This is a genomic window from Pseudonocardia sp. Cha107L01 (assembly GCF_052566575.1).
In genome coordinates this window covers 1,399,295-1,420,630 of sequence record NZ_CP199579.1, presented here as the reverse complement: position 1 = coordinate 1,420,630, position 21,336 = coordinate 1,399,295, and the positions used below count along the sequence as shown (strand labels likewise).

The 21,336-nt window shown below is 65.4% G+C and carries 17 protein-coding genes; 11 read left to right on the top strand and 6 right to left on the bottom strand.

What is annotated here, in order from left to right; all coding sequences use genetic code 11:
- The first annotated feature begins 3 nt into the window (after positions 1-3).
- Together ACTXG6_RS06725 and ACTXG6_RS06720 are read left to right on the top strand one after the other, a co-directional pair.
- Positions 4-303, top strand: a complete 300-nt coding sequence (locus ACTXG6_RS06725) for a hypothetical protein (RefSeq protein WP_445186894.1) — start codon at positions 4-6, stop codon at positions 301-303.
- Positions 288-2,231 carry a CHASE3 domain-containing protein gene (locus ACTXG6_RS06720; protein WP_445186893.1) on the top strand — a complete coding sequence of 648 codons (1,944 nt, stop codon included), beginning with the start codon at positions 288-290 and terminating at the stop codon, positions 2,229-2,231. The genes ACTXG6_RS06725 and ACTXG6_RS06720 overlap by 16 nt, the downstream gene beginning before the upstream one ends.
- 251 nt (positions 2,232-2,482) lie before the next feature.
- Here ACTXG6_RS06720 and ACTXG6_RS06715 read toward each other — a convergent pair whose 3' ends face one another.
- The 5 genes from ACTXG6_RS06715 to istA form a co-directional block, all read right to left on the bottom strand.
- On the bottom strand, positions 2,483-2,980 hold the full coding sequence (locus ACTXG6_RS06715) for an SRPBCC family protein (protein ID WP_445186892.1): 498 nt from the start codon (positions 2,978-2,980) through the stop codon (positions 2,483-2,485).
- Positions 2,977-3,354: an ArsR/SmtB family transcription factor gene (locus tag ACTXG6_RS06710; RefSeq protein ID WP_445186891.1), complete on the bottom strand. Its 378-nt coding sequence runs from the start codon at positions 3,352-3,354 to the stop codon at positions 2,977-2,979. Before ACTXG6_RS06710 ends, ACTXG6_RS06715 begins: the two co-directional genes overlap by 4 nt.
- The gene (locus ACTXG6_RS06705) at positions 3,351-3,812 is read right to left on the bottom strand and encodes an SRPBCC domain-containing protein (protein ID WP_445186890.1); all 462 of its coding nucleotides are present in this window, start codon (positions 3,810-3,812) and stop codon (positions 3,351-3,353) included. The genes ACTXG6_RS06710 and ACTXG6_RS06705 overlap by 4 nt, the downstream gene beginning before the upstream one ends.
- 2,008 nt (positions 3,813-5,820) lie before the next feature.
- The gene (locus ACTXG6_RS06700) at positions 5,821-6,645 is read right to left on the bottom strand and encodes an ATP-binding protein (protein WP_445186889.1); all 825 of its coding nucleotides are present in this window, start codon (positions 6,643-6,645) and stop codon (positions 5,821-5,823) included.
- Positions 6,642-8,267: an IS21 family transposase gene (gene istA, locus ACTXG6_RS06695; RefSeq protein ID WP_445186888.1), complete on the bottom strand. Its 1,626-nt coding sequence runs from the start codon at positions 8,265-8,267 to the stop codon at positions 6,642-6,644. The genes ACTXG6_RS06700 and istA overlap by 4 nt, the downstream gene beginning before the upstream one ends.
- Positions 8,268-8,513: 246 nt before the next feature.
- Here istA and ACTXG6_RS06690 point away from each other — a divergent pair, with 246 nt between their 5' ends.
- The 9 genes from ACTXG6_RS06690 to drmB all read left to right on the top strand — a co-directional run bounded on the left by ACTXG6_RS06690 (position 8,514) and on the right by drmB (position 20,756).
- Positions 8,514-8,903, top strand: coding sequence for a hypothetical protein (locus ACTXG6_RS06690; RefSeq protein ID WP_445186887.1), 390 nt, complete (start codon positions 8,514-8,516; stop codon positions 8,901-8,903).
- The gene (locus ACTXG6_RS06685) at positions 8,900-9,586 is read left to right on the top strand and encodes a hypothetical protein (RefSeq protein WP_445186886.1); all 687 of its coding nucleotides are present in this window, start codon (positions 8,900-8,902) and stop codon (positions 9,584-9,586) included. The genes ACTXG6_RS06690 and ACTXG6_RS06685 overlap by 4 nt, the downstream gene beginning before the upstream one ends.
- Positions 9,587-9,657: 71 nt before the next feature.
- Positions 9,658-10,248 carry a hypothetical protein gene (locus tag ACTXG6_RS06680; protein ID WP_445186885.1) on the top strand — a complete coding sequence of 197 codons (591 nt, stop codon included), beginning with the start codon at positions 9,658-9,660 and terminating at the stop codon, positions 10,246-10,248.
- A gap of 93 nt (positions 10,249-10,341) precedes the next feature.
- On the top strand, positions 10,342-11,799 hold the full coding sequence (locus ACTXG6_RS06675) for a DDE-type integrase/transposase/recombinase (RefSeq protein ID WP_445186884.1): 1,458 nt from the start codon (positions 10,342-10,344) through the stop codon (positions 11,797-11,799).
- Entirely contained in the window at positions 11,796-12,608 is an 813-nt protein-coding gene (locus ACTXG6_RS06670; protein WP_445186883.1) for an ExeA family protein, read from the top strand. Before ACTXG6_RS06675 ends, ACTXG6_RS06670 begins: the two co-directional genes overlap by 4 nt.
- Positions 12,609-12,968: 360 nt before the next feature.
- Positions 12,969-13,703: a hypothetical protein gene (locus ACTXG6_RS06665; RefSeq protein ID WP_445186882.1), complete on the top strand. Its 735-nt coding sequence runs from the start codon at positions 12,969-12,971 to the stop codon at positions 13,701-13,703.
- Positions 13,704-13,711: 8 nt separating this feature from the next.
- The gene (locus ACTXG6_RS06660) at positions 13,712-15,433 is read left to right on the top strand and encodes an NERD domain-containing protein (protein ID WP_445189934.1); all 1,722 of its coding nucleotides are present in this window, start codon (positions 13,712-13,714) and stop codon (positions 15,431-15,433) included.
- Complete coding sequence (locus ACTXG6_RS06655) at positions 15,430-18,849, top strand: helicase-related protein (protein WP_445186881.1); 3,420 nt, start codon at positions 15,430-15,432, stop codon at positions 18,847-18,849. The genes ACTXG6_RS06660 and ACTXG6_RS06655 overlap by 4 nt, the downstream gene beginning before the upstream one ends.
- Entirely contained in the window at positions 18,846-20,756 is a 1,911-nt protein-coding gene (drmB, locus tag ACTXG6_RS06650; RefSeq protein WP_445186880.1) for a DrmB family protein, read from the top strand. The genes ACTXG6_RS06655 and drmB overlap by 4 nt, the downstream gene beginning before the upstream one ends.
- Here the strand turns inward: drmB and ACTXG6_RS06645 are convergent.
- Positions 20,729-21,313: a very short patch repair endonuclease gene (locus tag ACTXG6_RS06645; protein WP_445189933.1), complete on the bottom strand. Its 585-nt coding sequence runs from the start codon at positions 21,311-21,313 to the stop codon at positions 20,729-20,731. The two genes, drmB and ACTXG6_RS06645, sit on opposite strands and share 28 nt — an antisense overlap.
- Between the last annotated feature and the right edge of the window lie 23 nt (positions 21,314-21,336).

Genomic DNA, 21,336 nt, shown 5'->3' with positions numbered 1-21,336 from the left:
CGCGTGCTCGATTCGATGTGCGCGGAGAGGAGCAGGATCGCAATGCGCGGAAACTCCACCCGGATCGCGCGCGCCGCCTCCAGCCCCCTCCTCGGTGTGTGTCGGCGGCATCCGGATGTCTACGAGGACCAGATCCGGGGCGTGCGTGCGTACGAGGTCAAGGAGTTCCTCGGCGTCGCCGACTTGACCGGCCACAGCAGAGCCGGAGCGCTCGAGAAGGCACGCCAGGCCCGCACACAGAAGCACATCGCCGTTCACATGTCGCACAGCTCAGGAGGTAAGCCACCGTGCGCGGCGGCCTGACCCGCCGTATGGCCATCGCTAGCGCGCTGCTCACGCTGCTGACGAGCGCCGCATTCGCCGTGTTGCTGCTGACGATCGGTGATCAGCGAAGCTCGGCTCAGTTGGCTCGAAACTCCCAGGAGGTGCTGGCCGCCGCGGCTAGAGTCGAGCGACTCCTAGTCGATATCGAAACAGGAACCCGCGGCTACTTGCTGACCGGCGAAGACCGGTTCCTGCAACCGGCACACGCCGGCGAGGCCAGTTTTCCACAGGCCAGCAGCGAGCTTGTCGACCTCACCAAGAGTGCGGAGCAGAACGAGGTGCCCGCGAGGCTGACTGCGATCCACGTGTCAGGAACAGCACAGGCGATCAAACTCAAGGGCGAATCGTACATCCGGGACTATTTCCGCCCGCTCATAGCGGCGGCGGAACGCGGCGATCCGACCGCGCGCAGTGTGGAGAACGCGCAGTTGGGCCAGGTAATGTTCGACGATATCCGGTGGGACTTCAACACGCTGGAGCAGACCGAGCAGCGAGTCGCCGCGGAGCGCGATGACCGCGCGCGTGAGAACGCCAACCAGGCGACTATCGCCGCGATCGCCGGGCTGGCCGGGACCGTCGTGCTGGTCGGCTTCTTCGCCTCCTACCTGAGCCGGGCGATCGTACGACCGGTCCGCCAGGCATCCGTGACGGCTCACCGACTCGCGAGCGGCGATCTGTCGACCCGCATGCCGACGACCGGAGTCGCCGAGATCGGAGTGCTCGAGAAGTCTTTCAACACCATGGCCAGCTCGCTGCAGCGCAGCCAATCGGAGCTCGCCAATCTGCTTGAAGAGCAGGCCGCCCTGCGCCGGGTCGCCACCGTCGTCGCGGAGGGCACCCCGCCGGATAAGGTCTTCCCCGCGGTCAACGAGGAGGTGGCTCGGCTGCTCGACGTCGACGGCACGCGCTTGATGCGTTACGAGGCCGATGGGACGGCGACCATCGTCGCCAGTTGGGGTGAGCCGACGATCGTCCCGGCGGGCACGAGGATCGCGCTGGATGGGCGCAACATCGGATCTCTGGTGCGCAGCAGCGGCAGGCCGGCGCGCATCGAGGACTACGAAGGCGCTCCCGGGTCCGTCGCCGCCATCGCCCGCGAGAGCGGCATCCGTTCGACCGTCGGCGCCCCGATCACGGTGGAGGGGCGGCTCTGGGGCGCAATGAGCGCGTTCTCCAAGGCGGACGAGCCGCTCCCCTCGGGCATCGAGCTGAGGCTGGCCGACTTCACCGACCTCGTGGGCACCGCCATCGCCAACACCCAGGCGCGGGCCGACCTCACGGCATCGCGGGCGCGTGTGGTGACCGCCACCGACAACATCCGCCGCCGCATCGAGCGCGACCTGCACGATGGCACCCAGCAGTGGCTCGTCTCACTCGCGCTCGAAGTGCGCAACGCGCAGGCCAGCGTCCCCGACACGCAGCCCCAGCTGAGAACTGACCTGGCTGACATCGCCGACGGTCTGGTCGCCGCACTGCACGACCTGCGGGAGATCTCGCGCGGCATTCACCCGGCATTGCTTGCCAGGCGCGGCCTGGATCCAGCGCTCGAGGCGTTGGCCCGCCGCTCGCCGCTCCCGGTCGAACTCGACATCAACCTCGGTGGCCGCCTCCCGGACCATGTGGAGGTCGCGGCCTACTACGTGGTCGCGGAGGCGTTCACAAACGCCGCCAAACACGCGCGACCCACGACCATCTGGGTTGCGGCCGACGTGGTGGACGGTCGCCTGCGGCTGACCGTGCGCGACGACGGCATCGGCGGCGCGGATCCGGCCAACGGCTCTGGGCTGACCGGGCTCACCGACCGGGTCGAGGCGCTCGGCGGAACGATCACCGTGCACAGCCCACCGGGGGAGGGCACGACATTGCAGGTCCGGCTCCCTCTCTCGGCTCCCGCCGAACCCACTTGAGATGGGCAGCCGTATACCGGCTAGTTGACCATCGATCGTGAGGGTGTCAGCGAATGTCCGGCCAAGATCCGGCCGGAGTCACGCCACCGGCTCGATCCGAGCACGGCGCCGTATCGACCAATTGCAACCAGCCTGCGAAACACTGACCGAACCTTGATCGGCTCAGTCAGCGTTCTCGCAGCTCCTTGGCGGTGGCGGTGGACGAGGCCTTCGGCCTCCTACGAGCTGGCCGGGCCCGCCCTCGTGCGCCACTAGCTCGATCCGCGGCGGGCTCTGTCCTCGCTACTGCCGTGCGGCATGCCGCGGCTGACCTCGACGTACTGACGCAGGCTGTCGAGGAAGTGGTCCCAGCCGCGAGTGCACTGCTCGATGCAGTCCAGCTCCGTGCTCAGACCGTGGTGGCGGAAGCGGAGCTCGGACGCGTCGCCGTCGACCGGATTGATGGTGAAGGTCGGACGCGTTCCGACCCAGTCAGGCAGGAAGTCGCAGGTGGTCGTGGTCCAGTGCACCGATCTCGGCCGGGTCGCCTGATCGACGCGCATGACGCACGGCTCAGGGTGGTCGAAGTGGAACTTGAGCTCGCCGCCGGCGTCACCGGATCCCGTGGCACGGGTCCACCAGGCGGACAGTCCGGAGACCGTGGTCAGAGCATCGAACAACGCGTCGGGAGCTGCCTGCACGCGGATCGTCCGCTGGTAGTCCTCGCTCGGTTTCGCCGGCGTCGCGGAGCGCTCTCCAATGTCGGTCATTTCTCTGCATTCCTTTCGCCTGGGCCGTCAGGCCCGTCCACCGATCGCAGTGTCTGGATCGACTCGGCGATCGCCTTGATACGACGCAGTCGCGCATCCCACGCCGCGCCGACGGAGGCCAGCTGCTCGACGGCCCGGGCGAACTGCGCTTCGTTGACCACGTACCGCACCTCGCGGCCGTCCTTGCGGGGAGCGACCAGTTCGACGCGCTCCAGGACGCCCAGGTGCTTTGCAACCGCCTGACGGGTGACCGGCATGCAGCCGCTCAGGCTGGTTGCCGTGCCGGAGCCGTCGGCCAGCAGCAGGTCCAGCAGGCGGCGTCTGGTCGAGTCACCGATCGCCGACCACAGCTCGTCGTCGATCGTCGGACTCACGCCCGCACCAGCCCTGCCGCGTACGCCGCGAGGCTCGCGAGGTGCTCGTCCCAGCCAGCACCGTGGTCGCGGTAGTACGCCTCGAGCTGCGCGGCCTCCCAGCCGATCTCCCGGAACCCGGCTTCGGTGACGCGCAGCAGCGTCCCGCCGTCGGCGGGCGCGACTTCGAACGTCACGAGGAACGAGTTCTCCGGCGTTGCCGGCTGACCCTCCGGCTGGACCCAGCGGAACACGAACCGCCGCGGCGGGTCCGCCTCGACGACGAGGACCGGCACGACGACCGACCCGTTCCCGTCCCGCCGCTGCCGGGTCATCCGCCCCGCGCTACCCGGCTCCGCCGGCAACGTGACGTCGAAGCCCCACCACTGCGCGATGTGCCCAGGCCTCGTGATCACTTCGTAGACCACCTCCGGGGCGGCCGCGATGTGGATCTCGCGCTCGATGGTGCCGTATTCCATGAACCGCTCCCCTACATTCGCAACCGATGGTTGCACCATAAACACGGAGCCGTCAAAACGCAACCATGAGTTGCACGTCGGCGGTCAGTCATTCCCGAGGCTAGGACGGGTGGTCAGCCGGCAAAGGCTGCTGCGACCAACGACGACGTGGCAGTTGAGAACGCAGTGGTCGCCTGCGAGGCATACGACGGAGCAGCCACCGTCGCGCTTCGGCCGACCGCCACACCCCGCTGATCGGGACCTTAGACGCGACTTCGCACGCTCAGCTCTTGCCGACTCGCACGACGGTGACCTGCGCCGACTCAACCGGCGAACGCCGGTGGATAGCGCAAGCGTGCACCAACTGAGACTAAACGAGACTGACGCCGACCGGACCATGATCGGCCCGACCGGCGTTCCGCAGGCCAGATGGCGGTGGCGGTGGGATTTGAACCCACGGAGGCTTGCACCTCACACGCTTTCGAGATCTGCGACCCCATGATCGGCGCCGATCGCCGGATCGGTTCTGGCTGGTCAAGCGGTTGCGCCGGTAGGCGCCGATCGCTGGTGGCAACCAGCGATCGCAACCAGAAATGCAACCACTCGTCTCGGGAGGTTCGGGGGGCGGTCGGGCAGCTGGTACGGATTCCGCGCAGCGACTCGACCGGTCCGGGTCGAGGCGTTTCCGCAGCCCGCGCCTGACTCCACCGCGCCTCGGACCGACGTAGTCAATCCTCTGCAGGCGTCGGCGGCGGGCGGTCCAGTGGGCTGTGTGCTGCTCATGGGATTGGTATCCACCAGCGACATTCCGGCGCTCAGCGGCCAGCGAGAGCAGGAAGATCACACGTTAACCGTCACACACCCTGTCCGTGGATTTGACCTTGCAACCAGACCGCGAAATGGCGGTGGAGTCTGATCCCACCAGGGTTCATGCCCTGCACGCTTTCGAGATTCGGGAATCTGACCTTGACCCGCACGACGCTCGACTCCGCGAGCTAGCGCCTCGTGCAACCTCCGGGTGGGCGGATCGCGCCGCAGTGCTGATAGATCCATTACGTCGACGCGCCGCCTAGTTTGGCCGTACGAGAACTATTAGGCCATCCGATTCGAGGATGGGCCCGCATGCAACCCAATTGGCGTAGCGTTCATTGCTCAGCGAGGAGCAGGTTAGTGGTCCTGGGTGAACACTGACCACGATAGTGGCGGAGTGTAACGAGGAACACACTGCGTGCGATCTCAGAAACGACTGCAGCAAATCGTCGGTCGAGCTGAAGAGCCACTTGGTCCACTATCCACCAAACAGACGGGCAGCAGGCATGGGCGCCGCGGATCATACCGACGCCCTACCGTGGGCGCCTCTGGCTAGTGATGGACTGCAGGTGCCGGCCCAGCCCGTTTCCCCCTCGCCGACCACGTCCGGACTGTCGGTGCCCCCTGCCATGGTGGTGCCAAGCCAACGGACTAGGGGGCCGATGCCGGTAGCGGTCCACTGGGGGACGGAGGACCCGCTCGCTCCGCTGAGTACGTGGGCCTCATGGCTCTGGAGGCTTGGCTCAACTGCCGCCCAACACACTTCGGCAAACGAACGCCTGAATATTCTGGTCACCCTGCCCACCCGGCAGGCGGCCGCCGTCCTGGCTCTGCTGGGAGTGGCTGAAACGCTCTACGAGCAGGATCCCGACCCAGCCACACACTGGCAGATGCTTCGACGCCTACCTGAAGGTACTTGGGTCCGCCACCTCGACAGGAACAAGTTCTACACTTGCAGCCGCATTCAGGGTGTCGACGTCCGCGCTGGTCAGCAATACCTAGATCTCGGTGGCGCCCGCCGCCGATGGGACAAGTGCTCGGACATCCAGCCTCTGGGGCCCGGTGAGGAGGACTTCGGGCGGCGGCGCGCGCCCGCGGCAGATGTCAGGTGCCACGAGTAAGGGACCACCGTTTTGTCACCAGCTAGGGACCACTTCGGCGGTCGTGGGCCGTGTGCTGATCGTCGTGTAGGGACGTGGTTGACGTCAACGTTTCTCGGTCATCTGTCCTCCTGCGCGGCGTCGAGGGGTTGGCCGATGCGTGGTCGTTGGCGCTGGCGGTAGCTTTGGCCCTCGACGATGAGTTCGAAGGCGGCGGACTGCAGCCGGTCGATCGCGGACTGGGCCAGCAGCGGGTCGGCCATCATGGTCAGCATCTCTGGGGGTTCCCGGTTCGAGGTGATGATCGTGGAGGCCTCGCGGTGGCGTTCCACGATCAGCTCATAAAAATCACTGGTCTGCTCGGTGCCCAGCGGGTGCAATGCCAGATCGTCGAGTATCAATAGTTCAACCCGGTGCAGTTTCCGCATTTCCTCTTCGTGGGTGTGATCGAGACGGGCGGCGCGTAGCCGTTTGAACAGTTTGTCGGCACGTTCGATGTGCACGGTGTATTTGCGGCGGACCGCGGCATGCCCGAGGGCGTTGGCCAGGAATGTTTTCCCCACTCCCACGGGTCCCATGATGAGCACATTGTTCGTTTGGGTGAGGAATCGCAGCGAGCACAACTCTGCCCACAGTGTCCGGTCGAACGCGACGGCCGTGGAGTCGTCCCAGGCCTCCAGGACCATGGTCGGGTCCAGGTGCGCGGAGCGGGCGCGCAGCAGGGTGGCTTGTTGGTCGCGGCGGGTGACCTCATCAGCGAACAGCATCTCCAGGAACTCGTGATGCGGCAGGTGTTGGGTGCGGGCCAACGCGAGGCGTTCGGGCAGGGTGTCGAGCAGCCGCCCGAGTTTGAGCCGGCGCATCAGGTCCTTGAGATCGCCGGATACCTCGACTCGCTGCACGGACCCGCGCGGGACGGGGCTGGGACGGGCGTTGGTGGTCACGACGGGCGCCGCATCTGCCCGGTGGCACCGGTGGCGAACTCGCCGGCGTCGCGGACGAACCGTCGCGCGGCGGGCACCACCTTCGAGGCGGCGGTATCAACGGCGGCCGGGATGGGGATGGCGAGCTGGCCGGTGGCGGTGCCGCGGGTGGTGTCGGCTTCCAGCCCCCGGGTGAGCATCCGGTCGATTAGCCCGACGTTGACCGCCTCGACCTCCAAGGCCCGCTTGCATGCCTGTTCGACCCGGTCAGCGCCGTGGCGGCGGACCAGTCCGAGGAGCCGATAGACCTGGCGCATCTTGGTCCAGGGCAGCGGATGATCCAGCAGCGCGGCCGCGTAGGCGCCGATGTGCTCGCCATAGCCAGTCGCGCGGCGAGCCAGCGCGTCGAGGTCGCGCATCGCGTAGGTGGACACCTCGCTGGGCAGATCCGCCGGGTCGGTGCGCCGCCGCCCCGGTTCCTGCCGGAGATGAACTTTGATCAGCTGGCCGCGGCGGAACAGCTTGACCGTGTGCCCATCAGCACGAGCGGTCAGCCGCTGCCCGATCAGCTCCCCGGGCACCGAATACAGCGCTCTGGCCACCTCGACATGCCGATCAGGTGCGACCTTGGGTTTGGTGTAGACCGGGATCGCGAACCTCTGCGCGGGGGCCGCCAGCAGCAGGGGTGCTTCCTCGGCGTCGAACACCTCAGCTGGGCGTGCGCAGGTGGTGCCATGGATACGCGTTCCGGCGACCTGGGCGCACCACAACACGGCGCGGGCCCGGCAGTCGTTCAGATCGGTGAAGTCCTCCCCGGCGAAGAAGCTGGACCGTACATATTGCACACATTTTTCGACCCTGGGTTTGTCCCGAGGATGGCGGACCCGCGCCGGGTCGACTACGAAGCCCCGAGCTTGGGCGTATTCGCGGAAACTATCATTGAGCCGGGGTTCGATGTTATCGGCCTGATCGACGATCGATTTCATATTATCGGGAATGACGACTTTGAAAACGCCACCGAAGAACGCCCAGGCGGCCTCGAACCCGGCGATCACTTCTTCGAGTGTTTGGCGGTGAGTCGGGTAAAGGAACATGTGCCGCGAATACACCGCGGTGAAGATCAGCCCATGGGCGACCCGCCGTGCCCCACGAACTGGGTCCGGGATCAGCCCGAGTCGACCGAAATCGACCTGTAGCTCCTCACCAGGGTTGCCGTCGACAACCGGGACCGTGGGCTGGCGCCGGCCGAAGGCCAACTCGCTGACCGCGTAGCGGTGCAGCGTGCGATAGGGCACCACCGCCCCGCGCCGGCCCAGCAGCACATGGACTTTGGCCAAGGTCAGCCCCTGTTTCAGCCAGGCCGCGATCTGCTCCCGATGGGCATCCAGGGACTCCCGGGCCGCCCCAACACCGCGTGGGCGGTCCGGTCGCACCGCGCCCAGGACCGTCCCGAGCAGCTCATCGGTCAGCTGCTCAGGGCCGCACTCCTGGGCCAGCCCGGCCGCCTCAGCGGCAGCGACGTACCGGCGGACCGTCTTGCGGTCCACCCCCGCCAACGTGCTCACAGCGCGCAGCGAACGGCCTTCCAACCACAGCCGAAGGATCTCTCTAACCTCGATCACGGACACCTCCCGATAGGACATGCGGACGACCACAACGGCCGCACGACCGGAAGGCGGGGAGCCACGCCGGGTGGTCCCACTACTGGCAAACAGGTGGTCCCATCACTGGCAAGCCCCTGGTCCCATCCTCGTGGCAAAACTAGATCCCAGGTGGGCCCTTACTCGTGGCAGACGACAGCAGATCGCCTCCTCGCCAATCTGCTCCCTGGCATCGACAGCCGGGCCTATTGCTCGTGCTCAACACCGCTTAGCGCCGCTGTCGGCAGCATGCGAACACTCGCGGAGGAGCTCGGCTCCATCTGTCTGGCCCGGGGCGCCTCCCTTTCTGTCACTGCAGCGCAGGTCGTCCGGCCCCACATCCTGCCCGGAACTCCGTACCGTGCTGACCTGCTTGCTGCAACTGCCGAGTCGTTGCCCAAGCGTGCTGAACAAACGTTTCCGGTTGCCGTGTTCGACGGACCTGTCGCCATTCTGCGTTGGCGTAATCGCATCTCCGCTCGGGCGACTGTGATGTTGCTCGACCGCAGCGCGCCCTCGGCGGACGCTGCTGTTGAGGCTGTCCTTGCCGACCGGGCGCGGAGCCTCTCCGATGCGGAGGATTTGCTAACCCCCACGCCCGCGGGCGTCGAGGTGCTCGCTTACTTGGAGCAACAATGAACCTGATATCGCTCGATCAACTCTATGCGTTGCAGAAAAGCGCGGAGATCTTGCGAGCCATCGTCGATGACGGAGAAGCCGACCGGCTCAGCCTGTCCGTTCATGGGCTCGAGTCCTTTCTTGGGGCTCAGGCTCATGACGAGCCATGGTTCACCGCTCTCGGGCCGCTTCGGAAGGCAACGTGGCATCTCCACACCTTGCCGCTACCGACAGATCACTCAGCCATGGGACTGCACGATCACTACACCCGCGCGGCCACGGCCGTTCTTCCGCTCGCAGAAGGGGGAAGCGCAGAGCTGCAGTACTGGGCATCCGAGGCCCTCGAAGCCCTCCAGCAGCTGACGTTAAACCCAAGCATGGCCTTGAGTCAGGCAATCAAGGAGATGGTCACCGATGGCGCCGATACTTCAGCCACACTCCTAATCAGAGACCCTAAGAGTGTCCCAGCCGTCTGGAACTATTTCGCCGCAACTCAACTTCCGCTCGCAGCAGTCCTCACGGCACCAGAGCTGCGGGACTACCCGGCACACGCAAGTCAGTTGGTCGTATGTCAGCCGCCGCTGGGGATGACGACGGAGTGCCGGGTCTGCGCCGTTGAGCTTGCAGATCCGGTCTGGTTCGGGCGAGTCGTGTTGACCGTGTTCGTCGGCGCCGTCACCGTGACGATCTTCGGGTCGGGGTAGGCCACGGCCCTCCCGCTGTGTCCTTGGCCGGAAGCGTGCGGGAGGGCCGTGTGGTTGCGCTCGGAGGCGCGATGCTCACGGTAGAGACCGATGTGGTCGCGGTCGAGGAACGTCTCCGATCGGGGCAGTTGGTGTGTCCGGGATGCGCGGGCGTGCTGGCCGGATGGGGCCGGGCTCGCGCCCGGACGGTCCGCGGGCCGGACAGCCCGGTTCGGATGGTGCCGCGGCGATCACGGTGCACCGGCTGCCGGGCGACGCATGTGCTGCTCCCGGTGGTGGTGCTGGTCCGCCGCGCGGACACCGCCGCGGTGATCGGGGCGGCGTTGGCGGCGAAGGCGACCGGTGTCGGGCACCGCCGGATCGCGGCGTTGTTGGCCCGGCCGCCGGAGACGGTGCGTGGCTGGTTGCGGCGCTTCGCCGCCCGGGTCGACGGGGTCCGCGCGGTGTTCACCCGGTGGTGCCGGGCGCTGGCGTCGGATCCGGTTCTGCCTGGGCCGGCCGGGTCGGCGTGGGCGGACGCGATCGCCGCGCTCACCGCCGCTGCCGCGGCGCTTGCGACCCGGTTCTCCGTCGTCGAGGTGCCGGTCTGGCAGGTAGCCGCCGCGGTCTCGGCAGGCCGGTTGCTGCTGCCGGGCTGGCCCGCTCTGACCGGGCGGGGCTGATCAACACGAGTTGCCCCTGATGCTGGGTGATCTTCCTCGGTGAGGCTCGCCGCTTGTTCTGTCCGACGAGCGTGACGAGGAGGTGGCTCACCCATGGCAGTGAGACACGACGAAATAGCGGTACGAGCGGAGCGGGCCCGAGCGATCGGGCTGTTCCGCTATCAGCTGATCCGCGAGGCCGCTGACCCGCGGCTGTCGAGCAAGGCCCGGGGCCGGCTGGTCCGTGAGATCGCCGCGCGTGAACACCTCGACCCAGCCGGGCGGCGCCGCACGATCTCCCGCGACACGCTGGACCGGTGGATCCGGGCGTGGCGCCGGGGTGGGTTCGACGCGTTGGTGCCTGACCCGCGCCAGTCCGCACCCAGGCTGCCGGTCGAGGTGATCGAGATGGCGGTCGCGCTCAAGCGCGAGAACCCGTCCCGGACCGCGACTCAGGTTCGGCGCATCCTGCGCTCTCAGATGGGGTGGGCGCCCGGGGAACGAACCCTGCAACGCCACTTCGCCCAGGACCCGCGGATCGCCGCCGCGCTCGGGGCGCTCGCCGCTGGCGGACCCGGGAGCGAGGCGGTGTTCGGCCGGTTCGAAGCTGACCGGCCCAACGAGCTCTGGACCGGTGACGCCCTGCACGGCCCGACCGTCGGCGGCCGCAAGACGTATCTGTTCGCGTTCCTCGACGACCACTCCCGGGCGATCGTCGGGCACCGGTTCGGGTTCGCCGAGGACACCGTGCGCCTGGCCGCGGCGCTGCGCCCGGCGCTGGGCTCGCGCGGCGTCCCAGACGGGGTCTATGTCGACAACGGGTCGGCGTTCGTCGATGCCTGGCTGCTGCGGGCCTGCGCGACACTCGGGATCCGGTTGATCCACTCCACCCCGGGCCGACCGCAGGGCAGGGGGAAGATCGAGCGGTTCTTCCGGACCGTCCGCGAGCAGTTCCTCGTCGAGATCACCGGGAAGCTCACCGGCGAGCCCGGCCGGCACCTGGTCGCGGATCTGGACGAGCTGAACCTGTTGTTCACCGCCTGGGTCGAGACCGTCTATCACCGCCGAGTCCACTCCGAGACCGGGCACCCACCGCTGGCACGCTGGCACGCCGGCGGCCCGTTCCCGCTCCCCGCACCCGCCGCGCTGGCCGAGGCGTTCCTCTGGGAGGCCCACCGCACGGTCACCAAGACCGCGTTGGTGTCATTGCAGGGCAACACCTACCAGGTCGACCCGATCCTGGTCGGGCACCGCGTCGAGCTGGTGTTCGACCCGTTCGACCTCACCACAGTGCAGGTTCGGGTGCGTGGTGTCCCAGCCGGGACAGCGATCCCGCACCGCATCGGCCGCCACTCACATGTCAAGGCGCGACCCGAAACCCCACCTGAAGCGCCCGCGGCGACCGGGATCGACTACGCCCGCCTGATCGCCGACGCGCACCAGACCGAGCTCGCCCACGGCGTCAACTACGCCGCGCTGAGCAACGCCGCCGTCGAGCTGCCCGGTCAGCTCGACCTGCTCACCGGCACCGAGCTCAGCGCCGGCGAGATCAACCGGGAGGTGGCGTCGTGATCGACCGGCTGCAAGGTTTCTTCGGGTTCACCCGCACCCCGTTCGGCCGCGACCTCGCCCCCGGGATGCTGCACCGCCACGCCAGCCACGGCGAGGCCGTCGCCCGAATCGGCTGGTGCGTCACCGAACACCGGATCGGAGTGATCACCGGCGAGGTCGGGGCCGGGAAGACCGTCGCCGTCCGCGCCGCGCTCGCCGCCCTGGACCCCACAAGACACACCATCATCTACCTGCCCAACCCAACCGTCGGGGTCCGCGGCATCCACCACCAGATCGTCGCCGCCCTCGGGCAGCGACCCCTGACCCACCACGCCACCCTGGTCCCACAGACCGTCGACGCCCTCGCGGTCGAGCAGGTCGAACGCGGCCGCACCCCCGTCGTGGTCATCGACGAAGCCCACCTGCTCGATCACGCCCAGCTCGAGTCGATCCGCATGCTCACTAACCACGACATGGACTCCACCAGCCCGTTCGCCTGCCTGCTCGTCGGCCAGCCGACCCTGCGGCGAAGGATGAAACTCGGCGTCCTCGCCGCACTGGACCAGCGAATCGGACTGCGCTACGCCATGCCCCCGATGACCGGCGAGGAGACCAGCAGCTACCTACGACATCACGTCGCACTCGCCGGACGGTCCGACACCCTGTTCTCCGACGACGCCACCGCGCTAATCCACCAAACCAGCCGCGGCTACCCACGCGCGGTCAACAACCTCGCCGTCCAGGCGCTGGTCGCCGCGTTCGCCGCGGACAAGGCCATCGTCGACGAGTCCTCCACCCGCACCGCCGTCGCCGAAGTCACCGCCGACTGATCACGACCACGCCACCCTGACGACCACCGCGCCACCCCGACGACCAGGCCCCGTCCGGCACCCGCCGACGGGGCCTGCTCACGACCCCGACATCGGCACACTGAACGACGCGGTCGTCTGCATCCTCAACGGCGGCCAACAGTCGTAGGAGCATCGAACCTATTCCCAGATTGGGTCTTCACCTCGCCGCGCGCTGAGCAGGTCACCCTCGTCCAGAGGGCCAGCGCGCGGGACCGCGACTCGATCCCCTCGGCGCTCCCCGCCGGCGGGATGCCTTCGGTGCAGATCAGGGGCCAACGCTCCCGAAGGCTTGCAGCCTCTGCCTTCGCTGTAGAGCCCCCTCCCATCAATTGGGTCGCCTTGCGCCCGCACAGCCAAGAAGCGGGCCCGCTCGAGAGCGTGCGCGCCCGCGTTTACCTCCTCGCTGGAAACCACACCGTCCTGCTGGAAGCAGCAGAATGGGCCACCACGGTACTGACCGTCTCACCTGGCGCTGCCAAAGGCGAGGTGATCACAAGCGTCACTACGAGCGATCTCGAACCGGGCGACTTCATCTTGCTTCGGCAGCGCACCGGTGACGAGGACACCCTTGCAATGCTCGCAAACAAGATCCTCGGCGAACGCTGTGGCGCCCTGCGCGGCCAGCAGCAGCGCTGGAAAAGCGCCCTGCGCCGAGCGGTGCATCTCGACGGCGTCCACCGCGCCACGCGGCGACTGCATGAGCTGGGATGCAACGCCAACAATCTCGGCCGATGGCTTTCGCCGGACGGCATCCGCACCCAGAGCAAACAAGACTTCACAGCGATCTGTCTGTACGCCGGCATAACTGAGGCGGATGCCGGACAGATCTGGGTCGACATGGGCGTGATCCATGGCGCACACATCAGGGCCGGGCACCAGATGCGCGAGTTGCTGGAGAACCAGTTGCAGTTGGCCGACCTCGCACCACTTCAGACCTGCGGATACCTCGAAGTACACCTTCCTGCGCTCGACGCAGGCGCACTGGCGATCTACCGCGTCGAGGCCAAAGATCGCAGCACCGTCGATATTCACCCGAGCAAGCTGCGTATCCCTCAACCAGCAGGCAGGCTCTAGTGGCGCGGATGATCCCGGCCTTCGTAGACCCCGAGACTACAAGCCCCGGCGAGAAGCTTCTGTTCAACAAGTTGGCCAACGCACCCGGGACCGCGCAGTGGACCGTCCTGCACAGCCTCTCCCTTCCACGTCATGTCAGACAGACCGAGGGCGAAACCGACTTCGTGATCGTCGTACCCGCGCTCGGGGTACTTTGTCTTGAGGTGAAGGCCCACAAGCGGGCGCACCGCGACAGCGGTGGACTGTGGCACCTCGGGAGAGAAATCCCAACCGCCCGCTCGCCCTTTAGGCAAGCGGCGGACGCCATGCACAGCACTCGCAGGGAACTCACGCGTCATGCCCCGGCGCTCGAGGGAATTCCCTTCGCCAGCGCCGTCGCCTTCACTCACGCCGATTGCGACCAGCAGCACCCTGCTGAGTGGCATCCGTGGCAACTCCTCGATGCACGGGCGCTGCTTGCCCGGCCCATCGACGCCAACGTCACCAAGGTCCTCACCTCGGCACGCGAGCACTACCGGTCTATAGGCAAGATTTGGCTCGCGGACAGCCTCGAACCCACTAGCGAGCAAGTAGACATCATTGTCCGCAAGCTTCGGCCGTCTCTCGAGTTGTACGAGAGCAGGAAGACGACTCGGGCGCGCACGCGCGACGAACTCCTGCGATTCACTGAAGAGCAGTACGACGCCCTCGACTCGCTCGCCAGCGTCAGGCGCCTGCACTTCAACGGCCCCGCCGGCACTGGCAAGACGTTCCTCGCCATGGAGGCCGCCCGCCGCGCCGCCGCATCCGGCGCGAGAGTGCTGCTGGCCTGCTATAACCGATCGCTCGCACAGTGGCTGCAGTCGCAGGCACAGGCACAAGGCGCCCGCTATGACGTGAGGACCTGGCACTCCTACCTTCATGAGATTGCCGGCCGGCCCAGTGCCAACGACAACTCCTCTTGGTGGGCCACGACCCTGCCCGATCTGGCCCTGGAGCGACTGCTATCGACAGGACCCACCCACGACGTGCTCGTTGTCGACGAGGCCCAGGACCTACTCACCGGCAACTATCTGGACTGCATGGACGCGTCTCTTAGCGACGGCTTGGCCGCCGGGCACTGGACGTTCTTCAGCGACCTCGAGCGGCAGGCACTGTACGGCGGTACCGGGCATCTCAACGAACTGCTTCAACGTGCGCCCGACGCAGTCCGCTTCGACCTGTTTACCAACTGCAGGAACACGCCCTCCGTCGCCGAGTACACCCGTGCGGTCGCCGGCCTCGAGAGCGGCTACCGCCGGATCTTGCGGCCCGACAATGGTCACATGCCGAGGACTTTCTTCTACGGCCAACAGCAGGATCAGGCGCAGGTTCTCGCATCCGTCTTCGCTCGTTTGCGCAACCACAAGATCGAAGCTGGGGACGTCGCAGTGCTGAGTAACACGCGTAACAACCCCGCTTTGTGCAACCTGCCCGCAGACGAACCGTGGCGTCACCGCGTTGACTCGGGCGACACGACGAAGCCAGGCTGGGTCACCGCTCGCACTGTGCACTCATTCAAGGGGCTAGAAGCCCCTGTCGTGATCCTCACTGGCGTCGACGACATCACGAGTGAGGCTGCCCAAGCCGAGCTCTACGTAGCGCTAAGCCGGCCGACGGAGTGGCTGATCGTGATAGCTCACGAATCCACCAGAACCATGCTGAAGCAACTCGCGACTCCCCGATTTTTCGCGACGGAGGCCACTGCGTGACCACGCCCAATATCCACCAGACCAGCGGCCGCGAAGCCGTCCTGAATGCGCTCAGGCAGGAGCTAGTCGGACCGCGCCCAGCGGGACATCACCTGGAGATCAAGGACGAAACTGTCCACTTTCTGAATCCGGAGGACAGCTACGGGCCCTGGGTCGATAGCGTGACGGGCGAGGAAATTCTCCAGCGGGATCCGCCTACGCGGCGCTATGGGGTGGCTGTTCTCTACCCCCCACGTCAGAGGCCAGAACCGGGCGACGACCTGGCCGCCAGCGGTGGCCAGGGCACAGACGACCAGCAAGGCGCCGCCAGGTCCACGCCTGACGACACGTCTCGGCACCGCAGCATCCCCGGAGCTGCGGATTCCGGAGATTTCGATGTATCACTGGCGAACTCCTTCAAACCTAGCGCAATGGGCCTTAGCTTCCTAGTCACTCTGGGCCGAGACGATGCGCAGATTCTCTTAGATGTGAGCGGGGCGACGTACTCGCAGATTCACGTTCATAGTGACGGTAAACCCCGCGAATGGTGGCTACGAAAACCTGCGGCGACCACCGCCTCGATCCGAGCAGATGAGATCCTCAACGTCGAGAGCAAGGTAGTGCCATGTGACTTATCCGAGCACTGGCCGGCGCTGAACCTCTCCCTCGAGCTCTACTGTCGGCCGTGGGGGGCCCGGCAAAGCCTTATCACCGCAACACTAGTGAACCGCACCAGCAACGCACGTCCCCTCGACGGACGCTGCCTATTCCAGGTCCACATGCGTCTTCGCACATCCGGGGCAGCCTGTTTCGAGCCCTACCCCGACCGTGAGGAGCACACCAAGGACCCCGAGGTTGCGAGCTTCAACCTGCTCTACCGCGATGAGGCGACGTACGCAGTCGGACACGGCTGCGCAGCAGACTGGCAGCGGGACGAAGGAAATCTCGTCCTTTCCGCTGAGGCGATGCCCACGTTCGAAACGCCTAGCATCACGCCCGAGATCACGTTGGAAGACGGCACAGCCATCACTGTCCCGATCGCCCCCCTCGCGGGAGAGGACCCTCATGACGACGGACGAGCGACCCTGCGACGCGTCGTCGACGAGTACGCGCACTGGATCGAGCAAAGAAAGGTCGAGGCTCAAGCCCTCTCCGAACCCCACAGCACGACCGCAGCGCGACACCTGCACGAATGCGGGTACGCACTAAATCGCATGCGTGCCGGACTCCGGCTACTCACGAGCGACGCCCACGTTGCGAAGGCGTTTCAGCTGATGAATGCCGCCATGCTCGAGCAGCAGCTGCGCAGCGCCAGGCCCACCCGCCCTACCCGCAACGAAGGGGGCCGCTTCGTCGTGGAGGGAGCGCCGAACCCTGCACCCGACGGCAGAGGGGAACGTGCGTGGCGCGCCTTCCAGATTGGCTTCATGTTAGCGACGCTGCCCAGCATCGTGGATCCGCGCGATCCGGACCGCGACAGCGTCGAGCTGATCTTCTTTCCAACTGGAGGCGGTAAGACAGAAGCTTACCTGGGGCTCGCAGCAGTTTCGATTCTGCTACGACGCCTCAAACATCCTGCCGACAACGGGGTACAGGTGCTGATGCGCTACACCCTGCGGCTTTTGACAACCCAGCAGTTTAGCCGTGCCGCTGCGCTTATCTGTGCGCTCGACCAACAGCGCAAGGCACACCCAGAGCTTGGCGGACCCTTCCGAATCGGAGTCTGGCTGGGCGGAGGAACAACTCCCAACTTTCACGTTGACGCCAAAAGCGCATTGCGTAAGATGCAGAAGCCAGACAAGAAGGCAGAGAACCCATTCCTCTTGCTGCGGTGCCCGTGGTGCGCCGCACAGCTGGGACCGCTTGACAATCCACCCGCAAAGGGAGTCCGAGTCGCCGGATACACCGAGTCCGGGGGCGAAGTCATCTTCCAATGTCCGGAGCGGCTCTGTCCCTACAATAATCGCGAAGGACTTCCGGTCAGCGTAGTCGACGAGGCGATCTACCAATCTCCGCCGGACTTCCTGCTCGGCACAGTGGATAAGTTCGCTGCGCTCACCTGGCGGCCCGAGGCACGCCGCATTTTCGGCATTGGACCAGACGGAAACCGAGTCGCTAGCCCACCTGAGCTCATCATTCAGGACGAGCTGCACCTCATCAGCGGCCCTCTGGGTTCCATGGTTGGCCTCTATGAAACCGCGATCGAGGCGCTGTGCACCGACAAACGTCAGGGTCGCAGCATCAAGCCAAAGATCGTGACGTCGACCGCGACAGTACGCAGATACGAAGACCAAGCCAAGGCGCTCTACGCGCGCGATGATGTGCGACTCTTCCCACCGCATGGCCTCAATGCCGCCGACTCGTTCTTCGCCCAGTACGCGCGCGAGGCCAATGGCACCCTGTCACCAGGGCGCATGTACGTCGGAATCCACGCCCCGGGACTCGGCTCAACGCAGACAGCGCAAGTTCGCACGTTCGCGGCACTGCTGCAGGCGGCAGAGAACCTACCCGAACAACAGCGAGATCCTTGGTGGACCCTCCTGTCTTTCTTCAATAGCCTTCGCGAACTCGGAACCTCACTCACGCTCCTCCAGTCTGACATTCCCGACTATCTCAATGTCCTGCACACCAGGTACGGCACTGACTGGTCGGAAGTTCGCAGACTCCCTAGAACCAAGGAGCTCACCAGCCGGCTGCGGCACGACGAGATACCACAGGCCATCGAAGACTTGCAGCGTCCCTACAAGAGTGGGAGCGCACTTGACGTCTGCATCGCATCGAACATCATTGAAGTCGGAATCGACATCGACCGACTCAGTGTCATGGCAGTTGTCGGCCAACCCAAGTCCACCTCACAGTACATTCAGGTGACAGGTCGCGTAGGTCGTCGATGGAAGGACCGGCCCGGCCTCGTCGCGACCATCTACGGGGCCAGCAAACCGCGCGATCGCTCCCACTTCGAACATTTTCGCTCTTACCATTCACGGCTTTATGCCCAAGTCGAGCCGACTAGCGCGACACCATTCTCGCCGCCTGTGCTCGACCGCGCTCTCCATGGCGTCCTTGTAGCGCTGGTTCGGCAACTCGGTTCCGAGAAGCTCGCCCCTTGGCCATTCGATGAAGAGCTGACCGCGCGGGCCGGTGATCTGCTCATCAAACGTGTAGCAGCGGTGGATCCAGCCGAGAGCGATGAGCTAAAGCGAGTACTTCGCAGACGACTACACGAGTGGAGACAATGGCAGCGCACGGAATGGCAGGCCTCGGGTGCCGGTGAAAACGTTCCGCTACTGCGTCGAGCCGGACAATGGGTCCCCGACGAGGCAAGGAAGCTGTCATGGGCTACGCCCAACTCGATGCGGGACGTCGACGCAGACTGCAGGGTCGAAGTAAGTAGCGCATACAGACGCGCTGCCGGGGCCGAGGAGGTCGACCTGTGAGTTACGGAAATATACGCCGCGCCCAACTGGTCGCGCCATTCGGCGTGGGATCGATGACAGTGCTCTCAGACGGAACTGGAGTAGTCGCCGCAGGCCTGGACCACTGGTTTGAGCGGTCGAATGGCGACACAGACAGGATCGAAGAAGACGAGTTCGATATCACAGAATGGCGCCTGGAGGCAGCGCTGGGGGTAACCGGATTCCGCACACCGCCCGATTGGCGGAGGAATGCCTATGGCGCGAGCGACCAACCGAACCTGTACCTCACAGTCCCATTTCTTCGCTTTCCAACTTGGTATTTCTGCCGGCGCTGCAAACACTTGAGCCAGCTCACGCTCGACTACCGCGAGACACCTCGGTGCGGGAGATGCGCCCAGTCCGGAAAGAAAGGTCCCATCATCTCGCAGGTACCTTTTGTCGCCATTTGCGACTACGGGCACCTACAGGACTTCCCTTTCATCGAGTGGGTCCACAGGGACGTAAACCCAAGCTGTCGGGGACCACTAACCCTGCGAGGCACAGGCGCGGCCAGCCTCGCTGCACAGCTCGTAGAATGCACAAGCTGCAAAGCAAGGCGCACAATGGCGCGCGTAACCGATGGTATTCCCTCGCGCGATAACAGACCTGCTAGTTCATTCCTCTCCGACAACTTAGCAGGCGGCAACGAGCTCTATGCCTGCCCGGGCGTATCGGTGTGGCACGGCACGGCTATAGGAAAAGGCTGCGGCCAACCCCTACGCGGGAGCCTAAGGGCTGCGGCTAACGTCTACTACGCACTGGTGCGCAGCGCGATCTTCCTGCCGCAAGAACGTGATATCGACCCTAAGCTGTTCGAGATCCTCAGCACGGGAGACTTTGGGACCTTCATCAGATTCTTTATCGACACCCGAGATAATGCAGGGCACGAGGCCAGCCCGGCTAAACTCCGGCTGCACAAGACAGCTCAGAGGCTGCTCAAGCCATACACCGACACACAAGTACAGGAAGCGCTCGATTTCATTTCGCTCGAGAAGGTTACGGAACCTGCTGGCGCGCCCGGCGAAGAGTGGAACGAGATGAGTTTCCGTGAGCCTGAGTATAAAGCACTTACAGGTACTTACGACAAACCAGAACTCAAGATTAAATCGCCAGATCGGCCCTATTCGGGAATCACCGGAAGCCACCTTTACGGCATGCGACTCGTGGAACGATTGCGTGAGACGCGCGCACTCTATGGGTTCAGCCGGATCAACGCCGATTCAGCGTTCGGACTGACCGACCGCAAATTACTGCTTCGCCAAAATGGCGCGTCGCATGATTGGCTCCCAGCGTATGTGGTCAACGGCGAGGGTATTCTGCTGCGCCTGCACGCTGACAGACTTCGGGAGTGGGAAGGTCAGGCACGCGTTCGGGAGCGGGCCAATCGTCTTGGTTCGCTTTACGCGATCGCACAACAACAGCGGCAACTGCGCGACCGCGACGTCACTGCCCGGTTCGTACTCCTTCACACCCTCTCGCACCTACTGATGAATCAGCTGACATTCGACTGCGGTTACAGCAGCGCTTCGCTCCGCGAGCGGCTATTTGTCGGTGATGACATGGCCGCAGTCCTCATCTATACCGCTGCAGGAGACAGTGAGGGCACAATGGGCGGGCTCGTTCGAATGGGCAGGCCCGGGATGTTCGAGAGTGTGGTCGAATCGGCCCTCGGCAACGCTCAATGGTGTTCTGCCGATCCGATATGCATGGAATCAGGCAACTCCGGCGGTCAGGGCCCGGACTCATGCAACCTCGCAGCCTGCCACTCCTGTGCGCTGGTACCGGAAACCGCATGCGAAGAGTTCAACAGGTTTCTGGACCGCGGGCTCGTCACCGGCACCAGGCTCGAGACGAGGCTCGGCTACTTCAGCCCTACCTCATCTGAATGACGTACTCTCCGCTGGGGCAGACGCCGACGTACGGACGCGGCAATCCGAGCAGCGGCATCCTCTACAGGCTCGTGCTCCCATACTCGCAGCGACAGCCATCCTGCCGCTGTGAGCTTCGCATCAGTGTCGGCGTCGCGGCGTCTATTGCCGTCAAGTTTCGCCTCCCAGTACTCGCTGTTTCGGGCAGGCCGATTGCCGTGATGTGCGCAGCCGTGCCAGAAGCAGCCATCGACGTACACCGCGACCCGTGCTGGTCCGAATACGAGGTCGGCTCGTCGACGCATCCCGGGGAGCGGCGCACGATCCACGCGGTAGCGCATCCCCAGAGCGTGCAAGAAGCGCCGCAATTCGAGCTCAGGTCGAGTGTCACGCGTGCGTTGGGCTTGCATCCGCCGCCGCACTCCAGCGGTACTGGCGGTTGACGCGGCCGCGCTCGCCTCGCGAGGGGTGCGAGCGCTTGATGATGGACGACTTGCGCCTCGGTTTGCTGTCCTGGGTATCCCGGTATCCAAACAGCGGAGGACAGCAGCCCCATCGGAGTCGGTATGAGGCTTCATTTCGAAGAACTCTGACGACATCC